Origin of the sequence: Enterobacter wuhouensis, assembly GCF_035835995.1 — a bacterium.
GTDB lineage: Bacteria > Pseudomonadota > Gammaproteobacteria > Enterobacterales > Enterobacteriaceae > Enterobacter > Enterobacter wuhouensis.
Genome location: NZ_CP142124.1, coordinates 1,788,919 through 1,801,112, shown reverse-complemented (window position 1 = coordinate 1,801,112; position 12,194 = coordinate 1,788,919). Strand labels below are relative to the sequence as shown.

Genomic DNA, 12,194 nt, shown 5'->3' with positions numbered 1-12,194 from the left:
GAAACCATGACCGATTTTAATGCTTAAAACGGTCATCCTGCATAAATAATCGACTGGCTTCTCTCTTAAAACTGTCGCCGGTTTGCTTGTTTCCCAGAAAATAGTTAACCTCAATAAGATTATCGTACATGTCTGCATCCCCCCAGGTTTCCAACCATCGTGACGCTGCCGCGCTGAACTGCCGCAACGCTCTCACATCATTGTTATGCTTATAATCAATTATCAGCGCTTCAGCGTTGAGACGTCTTAACCTCTCGGTGCCTACGCCGGTTTCAGGCAGGGATAATACCTCATGATAGAAATCATCCGGTTGCGATTCAAACCTGGTCAGAATTAACTCATTTCGCAGCGAAATAATGACAATCATGGCCATGAAAAGCAAAAAAGCAGATAGGTAAATCGTACTGATATTCAGGCTCATCGCGCCACCGGCAGCAGCGTCCTTATCGTCATCCCGTCGGTCAATCAGGCTGAGCAGCAGTATAAAACTGAGCCAGTGTACCGCCGATTGATAAAACGGATATTCGACCTGGGTATGCAGCAGGAGCGGCAGGAGACAGATAAAAAATGCCAGTTTGTTTTTTTCGGTCGAACGAAACAGCAATCGCATACCCGCAAAGCAGACCACGAACAGGCCGGATAGCGCGACTATCCCCCCTTCTATCCACCAGTAAAGGAACTCGTTGTGAGGATAAGAGACGACAGAGGCGCCATTATCAATGGGCTGTGCCCTGTCGGCGATAAAGTGCGAAAAGCTCCAGATGTAGCTCCCGTATCCCCACCCCTTTAAGGGATGAAGGAGGATCATCCGCCATGTCTCATGCAGTATCATCAACCGCTGCAGGTTAGAGCCATCATGCTGGTGCAACGCCTCAAGCAGCGTTCCGTTCATCACCAGCACGCACCAGGTCACGCCGGTAACGGGAGCAAGTAAAAGCAAAAATCTCGTGGCAAGCGGTGTTTCTTGACGCCCGTAAAGCAACAGCATTCCCATAAAAACACAACAGCCGCTCAGCCATCCAATCCGCGACTGTAGGTTCGTCAGGGCGTAATAGATAATGACAATCCCTGAAAAGACAACTGCTTTTCGCATCAATTCGCGCTGCCGGGACCTGCAGATAAAGAAAGACGATCCCAGGATAAAAAGCAGGCTCCCCCCGCCCACGGCAAGAAACGAAGCCGTGACGTTACGCTGCTGGAAAACCCCTACGTTCGTTGGAACAACCTGCAATACCCGCTGTTCAAAATCAGGCAGAAGCGCAGGATAAGAGAGTCCGGCCAGGCCGTAGAGGGCCTGAATCACGGCCGCCAGCGCAATCATGTAGAGTAGCCATTTGATCTGCACATCGCCAAAACGACAGTTTATGAGCATCGCGTAGAGCAATACCCCGGCCCACAGCCCACCAAACTGCGCAAGGGAGTCGAAGATCCAGTCGCGATGGGAACTCCATGCCAGCGGTAACGTCATTAAGGAGGCCGCAAGGATAATGCACTTCAGCGTCGAGCTGAGGTAAACCGGTTTTCGGAGAAAAAACAGGAATCCGATGGCCGTCATCAGCAGCATCAGGCTCCAGACTAGCAGCGACTCGGGCAGATCGGCCCCGCTTCCGCCGTTGTTGGGTAAAATGACATGCATTGCCAGAAGGTAGATCCCTCCCAGCGCGGTGACGACAAAGTTGGGTAAGACTTTGGGATGTAGGCTCATTATCGACCGGACCGGATTATTTGACATGGCTCAGCCGGGCAGGCATTACCCGGCCATAATCATTAATGCTCTGCCACCGTACCGCACTCAACGCGTCACTCTGATAACCCGCGATTTCACGAGAGGAAAAGGGCGACAGCATTCCGGCCCGTTCGATGCTGTGGCCATCGACCCGCAAATTAAAGAGCGTGACATAATAAGGCGTCGGGTTTGCTGCACGTAAATGGTTGCCTTGCTTTGACCAGGAGACTCTTTTATAAGCATCCTCTTCTTTGCCTTGTAATCCCGAGGGGCGATAAAATAATTTCATCCGGCTGCGAATGGCGACCTGTAGCGTGTTTTCGGGCTGTTTTCCCTGCGTTCCTGGAATGCTCGCCACGCTGAGCCAGAACAAACTTTCCCGATCGTCTGGAAGATCCCCGCCCGTTCGCAGGATACGGATTAGGTTGCTACGCCCGTGGCTGAGCGTAAACAGTGGCGGAGTGATAATAAAAGGCACCTTATCTGATGCGATTCCATTCTCATCAAGCACTTTTGACATCACCAGGAAACGCGTCTGCGACGTATTTTTCACCTCAAAGGTAATGCTCGATTTCTTTTGATCGAAAATAAAGCGCGTTCCGCCGATGACAACGCCAGCATGCGCGGCCATGGAGGTTAATATTAACCCTACCCCAGCCAGGACATATTTTTTAAACATTACTCACTCTCGTTTTACTGCCAGGTTAACGTAAATACCGTTGTTGCCGTCGCTTTACCACTTGTGACGCGATCTGTCGTTGCAATGTAGCGAGCGTAAAAAATATATTTATTATCCACCAGCGTAGGATTAATTGGATAATCTGGCGTTGGCTGGTTTAACGGCAGCCTGTCATGGTTTTCATTCTGGATTTCAATACCAATGCCTTTAGCGCGATTAAGCAGATCCAGCGCAAGCAGCGAATTATCATGCATGTCTCCTTCCCCGATAAAGGTAAAGCTCACCCCGGATGCCGCCGCCCCACATTTTTGCAGGTCAACCGTAAAAGAAACCGGCGATGACCCCGTCCCCTTTGCCGTAAAGGCTTTGGAGGCAATATCCCCTAAAGGAACGGATAATGACAACGAACTCAGCGCGACCGTGCAGGTATTGTCCTTGATAGCCCCGCTCACATTAATGCTGCCATCATGTGCAGAAGTCACGGCACAATACAGAAGCGGGACCGCAGCAAGCCATATAAATCTGGTCATCATTGATAGCTCAAATCAAAATACATAACAGAAGAGGCATTACCTGCGGTTACCGGGATTTTTGTCGCCATGTAACTCAGGTAAAAATCAAGCTCGTTATTGCCCGCCGCTATCGCGTATTGTTTGCTGAGGGTATTAATGGCCAGCTGAGCCGAATCTTTATCGAGGATCTCAATCCCTACTCCGCTGGCCATTCCGCCACCGCCGCTGGTATCGCTCAGAGCCAATAACGCGGTGTTCGTACTGTCGCTATCACCCGTAAACGTAATTGTCGCCCCCTCTATGCCGGTGGTGCAGTTTGACAAATTGATACTCAATTTTTTCTTTCCCTGAACATCGCCTACCGCGCTAAAGCCGCTGGACGAAAAATCCCCCATATCGACAGGCAGAGACTGGCTGCTGCTGTCAACATCGCAGCTGCTGGCGTAAATTGACCCGGTGATATTAACCGTGCCGTCATGGGCAATCCCCACGTCAGGAAGAATGCTAAGCAAACCAACAATCATCCAGGCATAGTGTATTTTCATCATCGCGCTCACTGATATACCAGGTCAAAATACATAATCGATGAGGCATTTCCCGGGCTAACCGGTATTTGGGTGGCCTTGTAACGCAGATAGAACGTCAGCGCATTATCGCCCGCGGTTAAGGGAATTTCGTCACTGAGCGAATTTAACGCCACAGGCTTTTTATTGGGATCCAGAATTTCGATACCCACCCCGGACGCCATCCCCCCGGCGCCAGAGGTGTCGGACAGCGCCAGCAAATCCGCATTGTCGGCATCCGCCGTGCCAGAAAATGTCACCGCAGCGCCGGAAATGTCGCTACTACAGTTGGTTAATGTTATCGGTAAGTCCTTTTCAGCAGAGGTATCATTTACCGATTTAAACGTAGCGCTGCTGAAATCGCCAACGGGAACGGATTGTGATGTACTGCTTACATCACACCCGCTTGCAACAACGGTTCCACTGACGTCAATTTCAACACCATTACCCGATGAACAGGCAGTGCCGCTTATGAGCATATATAATCCCCCCGCAACTATTCTCAAAAGAGTTCGATAATTCATCCAGAACGCCTTTTAATAAAAATCCACAACAACGTAAGCCTGAGAATGGAATACCCCAGGCGTGGGTTCTTTACCTGTCGTACTGACCGGATAAACCATAAAGGAGACGGTTGCCTCATCATTATTTAGCTGGAACGGAAGCGTACCCGTATTCGGGGTGATGACATTTCCCTGAGTATCAGCAAACTGGACGCCTATATCAGCGTTGTCGCTGGCAACAGCGGTGGGCTCATTCGCATCAGCCGTTGCCTGAAAACGAAAGCTTAAATTAGCCGTTGCAGACACGCCGCCAGAACATTTAACGGGCACTGATTTGGTCACAGGGTTTACGCCCGCAGCGATTTGCCCCTTGTTGATAAATGCGCTGCTGTTAATATTGCCAAAATCTACGGATATAACCTGATCGCTGTTCACCGTGCAGGTTTGAGGCACGGTAATTACACCGCTAAATGACAATGCGTAGACTGGCTCCGTCAGGGGCGTCGTATTGTCGCGCGTAACATATACGTCATCCATAAGCGTTTGCGGAATAGTTAACGAACCAATGAACGGCTGAATAACTTTTAATTGAAGAGTCACGTCGCTGTCATCGACAGGAAAATTACGCCCCTTGGATACGTTTGAATCCACCCCCATGTGAACGTAGTTTACCGGCGGATAGATATCGCCCGCGGTACTGTCGACCACTTTCACCGCCCCGTCTAAATAGGGGTTCAGCTTAACGTACTGCCAGCTGCCATCTTTTTCATCGACGGGAAATCGTGTGACATAAGATCGGTAGGTTGAATTATCATCATTCGAGCTGTCCTTCGGACATACGGCCTCGACCCCGACTCCGCCCGACAGCACCAGCTGAACCGTCTTTCCGGCGACGTTTTGATCGCTGGTCAACGTTGACGTGAAATCAAAGTTTTCAATCCCCGCCGTTCCCGTACTGTTGGTACAGGTCGTCAACGAGGAGTCGGCATAACTGCATCCAGAAAAAAGCAGCGTAAATAAGACGATGCCAACGGCGTTGTTTATCGGTAAATTCATTTTGTCACCCGTGAGGTTATTTTCTTAGCTACAGGTAAGGTTCATTTTTATAATTGAATGTGGATCGGTATCCTGTAGCCGATACGGTGCCGCACAATGCTGATCGGCATCCTTGCCCCATTGAACGCGTAATTGGCCTTCTGGCGATAATCCTGACAAATAGGCTTGTCCGTCATCACCGACCAGACTCTCTTCATTGCTTTTATTAAGAGAAACCGTCGCCCCAAACGGCACGGGCTTACCGTTATGGAATAAGGTCATTAGCGAGCGCAGACCGACATGGGCATCGAATTTCGCGCGAACCATTGCCCCCTGCGTGGGGACAACATTGGTGACCGCATCTTCAATATCGACATCCTCTCCCAAAGAGTTGGTATTTAATGCCACGCGGTTTTCTCGATAGGTGGTGGCATAGGGAATAACCGCGTAGCCGCGCCAGTCCGTTTTAATTCCGGTGCTGTTCTCCAGCGCTACGCCCGCCGCTCCCGGCGCCTCCACCAGAATATTGGTGTCCCCTAGCGGCTGGCTGAGGGTGACGCCATCACCGTGTACGACAATGCCTCCGCTCAGGCCATAGTTCGTCTGATGGTATCCGTCACTGTAGTTATACCCGGCTTTTACATTGCCGTAGGTTCCCTGATAATTCAGGCTGGTATTACCGCTGTCGCCCACTCCATGATTGCCGTAACTTTCCTGAACGTTGTAACTCAAATTATTATCGTCAAGCAGGGTGCCATTTAAGCCGGTGGTTTGTGACGTTTGTCCGTGGCGATCGTTGTTCATGCTGTACGACGCATTCATCGTATTGGCGGCATGATAAATATCCGAATTATCATGGCCTGCCAGCCACTGGCCAACGGGCAGAGAAACGGTAAAGGCGAGCGTTTCATCCGCCTCATCTTCACCGGGAGAACGGTCGTAATTCCACGTCAGGCTGTAGGAAATATCGTGCCAGTTTCCGTTGTAACCAATTTGCAGCAGCTTATCCGTTTCGTCCGTATGCCAGTAGCTTTGCTCTGACGCGGTAATGAATAGCGAATTTTTGTCTCCCAGCGTCTGCGAGACGTTGGCCTGTATTTTGCCCTTCTTCGTATAGTAGAGATTATAAAAGTCGCTCCAGACAGGCTCATCCGGCTTCCCGTCATGGTCGTCGTCCTTCGAGCGATCGTCGCCAATATAGCCGTCCATATGCTTATACGTCGTTTCATCCAGGGTATAAAACCCCTGTGTGGAATAGCGGTAGCCCAGCAGCTGGAAGTTGGTGCCGAGTTCATTCAGGGCCTTGGCATACAAAAAGCGAACGGATTGACCATCGTGCTGGCTGCCGTCCACCAGCGTGCTGTTTGCCTGGGTAACATCCAGGGATATCGCACCGAAGTCCCCCATATTCAGCCCCATGCCGACGGCAAATGCATGATAGGCATCGGAAACCTGCGTGCCGCCATAGGCGGTCATGCCGTGCGCCAGCCCCCGGATCAGCGTCGCTTGTCCGAAACCGACGTCATCCTGCTGATCGTTGCTGCTGCGATACCGGCCTACCGTCGCCGCATATTTCAACCGTCCTTCACGCTGCAGCAGAGGAACGGCGGAATAAGGCACGACGTAGGTATTTTCGCTGCCGTCAGTTTCCTTCACCACAACCTGCAGATCGCCGCTGGATGACGTCGGGTACAGATCGCTAATAACAAATGCGCCCGGCGATACATAGGTTTGATAGATGACGTAGCCGTTCTGCTTAATGGTGACTTTTGCATTACTTTTCGCAATTCCACGCACCGTCGGCGCAAACCCCTTCAGGCTATCGGGCAGCATATTGTCATCGGAGGCGATCTGTACGCCCCGAAAGCTTAGAGAATCAAAAACGTCGGCTGGGGTATAACTCTCCCCTGCCGTCAGCTCCGCCCTGAGCGGGGCAATCGTCCTTTCGGCGTAGGTGCTAATATGCTCCCATTCGCTCTGCGAACTCCCCTCACCGCGGGTGTAGTTCCACGTCGAATAGTCGCGCAGGCGCCAGGCGCCCAGGTTCAGACCACTTTGCAAATTCAGGTAATAACTGTCTTCATGCGTTTCACCGCCGCTGTTGCTGCCGGAGAAATCGTAGCTGGTCATCAGGGCATTCACCCCCTGATCCCACTGCTCAGGGGGAATATAGCCCCTGGCGCTTTGTTGCAGACCCGCCTGAGGAATACTGAGGTTCAGCTGCTGATGTTCAAAATCAAACTCAGTGCCAGACTCCGGTATCGCCTGAAAGGGAACGCACTGCTCAGGGGCAAGCTTAGCCAGCGCGGGGAAGGCTTTAGCATTCAGCCCCATCGCTTCCATGCGCGCAAGCGTGAAGCACGGCGCTAAGCCGGAATCGTCCTTGCTATTCTTCGCGGCCTTAAAATTGACGTCCTCCGTCGACACAAAGCGGTTATTCAGATAAATATCGACCCTGTATTTTCCCGGTATCTGCCCGTTGTTATTTTCGAAGCGGGATAGATCCGCTACCGCAGAGGCATCGCCTGACAAAAACGCGGGGTTAAAGTAATTTTCTGCATGACCGCTGAAGGGTGAAAAACCCATCACTGTCGGCAAAATAATTGTGAATATTTTGTGCGGGTTATTCGCTATCACCCTGTTTACTGCCAGGGCAATATTTTTAATTCGAATAGTCATTACGCTGCCGACACCTTATCAATATCAATCCATTACGGCATTCTGTGATGGCGTATCCGCTCCGTAGTCACTCACCGTCTGGAACATAATTTTCCCCTGCGCGCCTTTCGGTAACGCGACATGGGCTTGATCCATTGGAGGAACCATAACTGCAGGCAGATCGGTGCTCCCCTCATGGAGCTTCACCAGAGTGATAAAATAAGGCGTCGGATTTTTAACGATCAGCGTATTACCATTTTGGTGGAACCGCAGCTGGGCTGGCGCATCAACGGACTGCATGGATAAATTCTTCGGGCGGACGAATAATTTAATTCTGTTTAATACCGCGATCTGCAGCGTATTTTTATTCTGAATATCTTTGCTGGCCGCAGGGATGGCTTTGACATTCATCCAGTACAGGCTCTCCCTGTCTTTTGGCAGAGTATTATCACCGGCATAGATAATTCTTAGGGTATTCTCTTTTTCAGGCTTAATAACGAAAAGCGGTGGCGTGACCACAAAGTCGTTGCTTTTCTGCCCGGCTGCATTCTCTACCCACGACTGGATGAGAAATACAGAAGCACGATCGGTGTTATTGACCGGCAAAGAAATCTGATTGCTGCCCTGAGGATAGATAACGCGCGTTGCGCCAAGCGCAATACCACCATAGCCGGCGGCCTGGGCTGCAGAAGAAAATAATCCCAGCCCGGCAAGGGCCATGGCTCCGCATAATGAGCCCATACGGGTAAGAGTAAACATGATTTGCCTTATTAAAATTGTGCCACCAGAACAACCGGCAGCGGCGAGCATCGCCATGCTGAACGCTATGCTTTTCAGTTTCATCTCTGCCCCCGTTAAGCGCACCTTCCCTGGCACAGCGTTATCCTGATAACTTACTGATAGGTCACGTTGAAGGTTGCGGTTGCGTCAACTGTCCCGGCCGTTGGCGCAGTATCCGAGGTGGTAATATAGTCGGCGGTAAAATTGAGGTTGTTCGTGCCATCAATCAGCGTTGTCGCTTTGGACTCCTGGCCTAACGGTAATGCGCTGCCATCAGCATCATAGATCTGGATACCGATACCCTGCGCGCCACCCGCCCCGGCAGTGTTATCCAGCGCGCCCGGAAGACCCTGCGGTTCAGTCCCGTTAAAAGTTACTGCAGCCTGAGAGCTTACGGTGCTGTCACAGTCGGCCAGAGTAATCGAAAATGCCTTTTTCTGACCCGCAGCCACACCCGCACCAGGGGTAGTACCAAATGCGGCAAGGCGCACCTGATCCAGTGGAACTTCTTTATTCACTGAATCCTGCGACACGGCGCATGCTGCATCCACGACAGAGCCCGTAAAATGAACAGATCCGCCAGAAACCGTCGTGCCCGTTGCACCGCTAGGGAGAGCGGCCATCGCAGAGCCTCCAGCCATCATTAATGCCAGCGTTAACCCCTTAACTGCGAACTTATTCATTACTCGTACCTTTATATTAGAAATTTAATATCATCCCTGCTCCGCCTATAAACAAAATATACATTTGTATCTACCTCGACTTATCGAAATAAATCATCCCTGTCAGGCTGCGGCAATTATCCAAAATACGAATGGTGGGCGATAGCTAAATATTATTCCAACATTAGATACTTGAAACAGGAACACAAACGTGTTAACCAGCAAATTATTTAATAACGCAATGTTTTTACGACTATTTTTACTTTAACGATATTTGTGAAAATGAAACAAAAATTCATTCAATGTTAAAAATTATTAATTCTGAACATGATAACAGCAACTAATAAACCACGTGAATACAGTTTTGAGACATTAATGCTTTTTCGATTCCGACTCTTCTAAAAATAATAAAAAGCGCGGGGGTATTCCGCCGTGCTTGTCACAAGATTTAAACCCTGTAAATAACAAAGCCCGGTTTCCCGGGCCTTGAACACCACAGCAAACTCAGTAGTACGCCTGCAGCGTGCGCTGACAGAGCGCCGAACGCACGCAGTCCTCTTTGGTGAAGCGGACCACCCCGATCATTTCATCTTCCTCAAAACGTGACATGGCGTCGCTGAGTCCGGATTTCACGCCGGACGGCAGGTCGCACTGGGTAATATCGCCGTTAACGATGACCGTCACGTTCTCCCCGAGGCGCGTCAAAAACATCTTCATTTGCGCAGCGGTCACGTTCTGAGCCTCGTCAAGAATGACGACCGCATTTTCAAATGTACGTCCGCGCATATAGGCGAACGGCGCGATTTCCACCTTGCCAATCTCTGGCCGCAGGCAGTACTGCATAAAGGATGCACCCAGTCGCTTCACCAGCACGTCATAAACGGGCCTGAAGTACGGGGCAAACTTCTCCGAAATATCTCCGGGCAAGAAGCCAAGATCTTCATCAGCTTGCAGTACCGGACGGGTGACGATAATTCTCTCCACGTCCTTATGGATCAATGCTTCCGCCGCTTTGGCTGCACTGATCCAGGTTTTCCCGCATCCGGCTTCACCGGTTGCAAAGATGAGCTGTTTACTCTCGATAGCATTCAGGTAGTGCGCCTGAGCCTCATTGCGCGCCACAATTGGAGAATTATCACGGCTGTCTCGGGCCATGCCAATTGCTTCTACGCCACTCATCTGCACAAGCGAGGTGACCGATTCTTCTTCACGCTGTTTATGGCTACGTGAATCCCGTCTCAGCACACGTTTTGCTTCGCGACGAGCTTTGATCACTGCTTTTTGTCTTCCCATGGATAGCACCTTGAGTTGTTGGTATTCATCACACGCGCCGGCTTCGGCACGATTATGCGCACGAACATCAGAGGGTTGGCTTCCTTGTAAGCCATTGCTTGCTTTATCGGATGACGATACGGAACAGCTACGCGCACCGTTCTGCACGTCGGTCGAATCAGATTCTTGAGGAAGGGGGGAGAATTTAGTGGTGAGGAAATCGCTGCCGGAGTCTGGGCCTCCGCGCCGGGTGCTGCGGTTTTTGTGTTTACCTTGTCCAGTACAGGACGCAACCATTCGCGATCTCCATAGTGACGAGCATCACTGCCGGGAACTACCGCTGTCTTATCTTAAGTACATCAGGGTTTATCATAAATGCAACATTTATTTTACCTGGATGCAACTTTTCAGACTGCACCTGCAGTGAATTCAGTCTTATATAGAAATATTACAGAAATATAACAACAGGATAGTCATATGAAAAAATAATGTCCCCGCGAACGGTCGCAGGGACGATTATCAGGCTTCGATCAGCCCCTGAGCGAGGTACGCGTTCCGATCGCGCGGGCCCGGCAGGGCGAAGAAGTAGCCGCCGCCGATGGGCTTAATGTACTCTTCCAGCGCTTCGCCGTTGAGCCGCTTCTGCACGGTCAGGAAGCCCTTCTCCAGATCGTGCTGATAGCAGACAAACAGCAGCCCCATATCAAGCTGGCCGGAGTTGGTCACGCCCAGCGAATAGCTGTAGCCACGACGCATCATCAGGCTCGACTGCGTCTCTTTGGTGCGCGGGTTGGCAAGGCGAATGTGGCTGTCGAGCGCGATGGTGTTCCCGTCAGGATCGTTCGCGTAGTCCGGCACATCGTGCTCGTGCTTCATGCCCAGCGGTGCCCCGCTCTGCTTGTCGCGGCCGAATATGGTCTGCTGCTCTTTCAGCGGCGTGCGGTCCCAGAACTCGACGTGGAACTGAATAATCCGTACCGCCTGGTAGCTGCCGCCTACCGCCCATGCCGGTTCGCCCTGGTTCGCCGTCACCCACACCACGTCTTTCATCAGGGCCGCGTCGCTGCTGTCCGGGTTGGCCGTGCCGTCCTTAAAGCCCAGCAGGTTAACTGGCGTCTCTTTCCCTTTGCTGCGGGCCGCGTGGTCAGAGATAAACCCTTCCCGCTTCCAGCGCACGCTGAGCAGATCCGGCGTGTGCTTGATGATATCGCGCAGGGCGTGGATCACCGTGTCCTGCGTGTTGGCGCATATCTGCAGGAGCAGATCGCCGTGACACAGCGCCGCGTCCAGAGAATCATTCGGGAAGCGCGTCATTTTTTGCAGCGCTTTCGGCTTGTGCTGTGCCAGGCCGTAGCGCGCGTCAAACAGCGATTCTCCGAGTGAGACGGTAATGGTCAGATTATCCGGCGCGATAAACGCGCCCAGGATACCGGAATCCATCGGCGGCAGGCGCGGGTTCGGCGTATCCGGCGCCGGGCCGCCCGCCGTCAGAAACGCAATACGCGCCGTCAGCAGGCGGAAGAGGCGCTCCAGATCGGCCTTATCGCTCGCGAGCGAATCAAACGCCACCAGCATCATAGCGGCCTGCTGCGGGGTCAGAATGCCCGACTGGTGCTCGCCATAAAACGGCTGCGTCTCCATGCGGGCATCCGGCGACAACGTGCCGGGCGCGCTCTGCGGCTTAGCCGCATGCGCCACCGGACAGCCACCGGCCAGGGCAAGCGCGCCCCCCAGCGCCCCTACCCCTTTTAACAAACGACGTCGGGATGGTTCCGCCACGTCGTGCTCGTCATGCTTGTTCATT

At 51.9% G+C, this 12,194-nt stretch carries 11 protein-coding genes; all 11 read right to left on the bottom strand.

Annotated features, from left to right (window positions below; genetic code table 11):
- Positions 1–16: 16 nt before the first annotated feature.
- Positions 17–1,732 (bottom strand): O-antigen ligase family protein, encoded by a 1,716-nt coding sequence (locus VPX56_RS08540; protein WP_326471103.1) that lies wholly within the window; start codon positions 1,730–1,732, stop codon positions 17–19.
- Positions 1,722–2,405: a fimbrial biogenesis chaperone gene (locus tag VPX56_RS08535; RefSeq protein WP_326471101.1), complete on the bottom strand. Its 684-nt coding sequence runs from the start codon at positions 2,403–2,405 to the stop codon at positions 1,722–1,724. The genes VPX56_RS08540 and VPX56_RS08535 overlap by 11 nt, the downstream gene beginning before the upstream one ends.
- Before the next feature lie 14 nt (positions 2,406–2,419).
- Positions 2,420–2,938, bottom strand: a complete 519-nt coding sequence (locus VPX56_RS08530) for a fimbrial protein (RefSeq protein WP_326471099.1) — start codon at positions 2,936–2,938, stop codon at positions 2,420–2,422.
- Entirely contained in the window at positions 2,935–3,465 is a 531-nt protein-coding gene (locus VPX56_RS08525; RefSeq protein WP_263609209.1) for a fimbrial protein, read from the bottom strand. Before VPX56_RS08525 ends, VPX56_RS08530 begins: the two co-directional genes overlap by 4 nt.
- A gap of 5 nt (positions 3,466–3,470) precedes the next feature.
- The gene (locus VPX56_RS08520) at positions 3,471–4,004 is read right to left on the bottom strand and encodes a fimbrial protein (protein ID WP_263609208.1); all 534 of its coding nucleotides are present in this window, start codon (positions 4,002–4,004) and stop codon (positions 3,471–3,473) included.
- Positions 4,005–4,016: 12 nt separating this feature from the next.
- Positions 4,017–5,039: a fimbrial protein gene (locus VPX56_RS08515; RefSeq protein WP_326471096.1), complete on the bottom strand. Its 1,023-nt coding sequence runs from the start codon at positions 5,037–5,039 to the stop codon at positions 4,017–4,019.
- Positions 5,040–5,063: 24 nt separating this feature from the next.
- A complete protein-coding gene (locus VPX56_RS08510) occupies positions 5,064–7,697 on the bottom strand; it encodes a fimbrial biogenesis usher protein (RefSeq protein WP_326471094.1) in 2,634 nt (877 codons plus the stop codon).
- Between the two features lie 24 nt (positions 7,698–7,721).
- Entirely contained in the window at positions 7,722–8,417 is a 696-nt protein-coding gene (locus tag VPX56_RS08505) for a fimbria/pilus periplasmic chaperone (RefSeq protein WP_456077554.1), read from the bottom strand.
- Positions 8,418–8,569: 152 nt separating this feature from the next.
- Positions 8,570–9,139: a fimbrial protein gene (locus VPX56_RS08500; protein ID WP_131635482.1), complete on the bottom strand. Its 570-nt coding sequence runs from the start codon at positions 9,137–9,139 to the stop codon at positions 8,570–8,572.
- Between the two features lie 483 nt (positions 9,140–9,622).
- Positions 9,623–10,411, bottom strand: coding sequence for a phosphate starvation-inducible protein PhoH (gene phoH, locus VPX56_RS08495; RefSeq protein WP_024908976.1), 789 nt, complete (start codon positions 10,409–10,411; stop codon positions 9,623–9,625).
- A 498-nt stretch (positions 10,412–10,909) separates the two neighbouring features.
- Positions 10,910–12,193: an iron uptake transporter deferrochelatase/peroxidase subunit gene (gene efeB / locus VPX56_RS08490; RefSeq protein ID WP_326471089.1), complete on the bottom strand. Its 1,284-nt coding sequence runs from the start codon at positions 12,191–12,193 to the stop codon at positions 10,910–10,912.
- Position 12,194 lies beyond the last annotated feature (1 nt).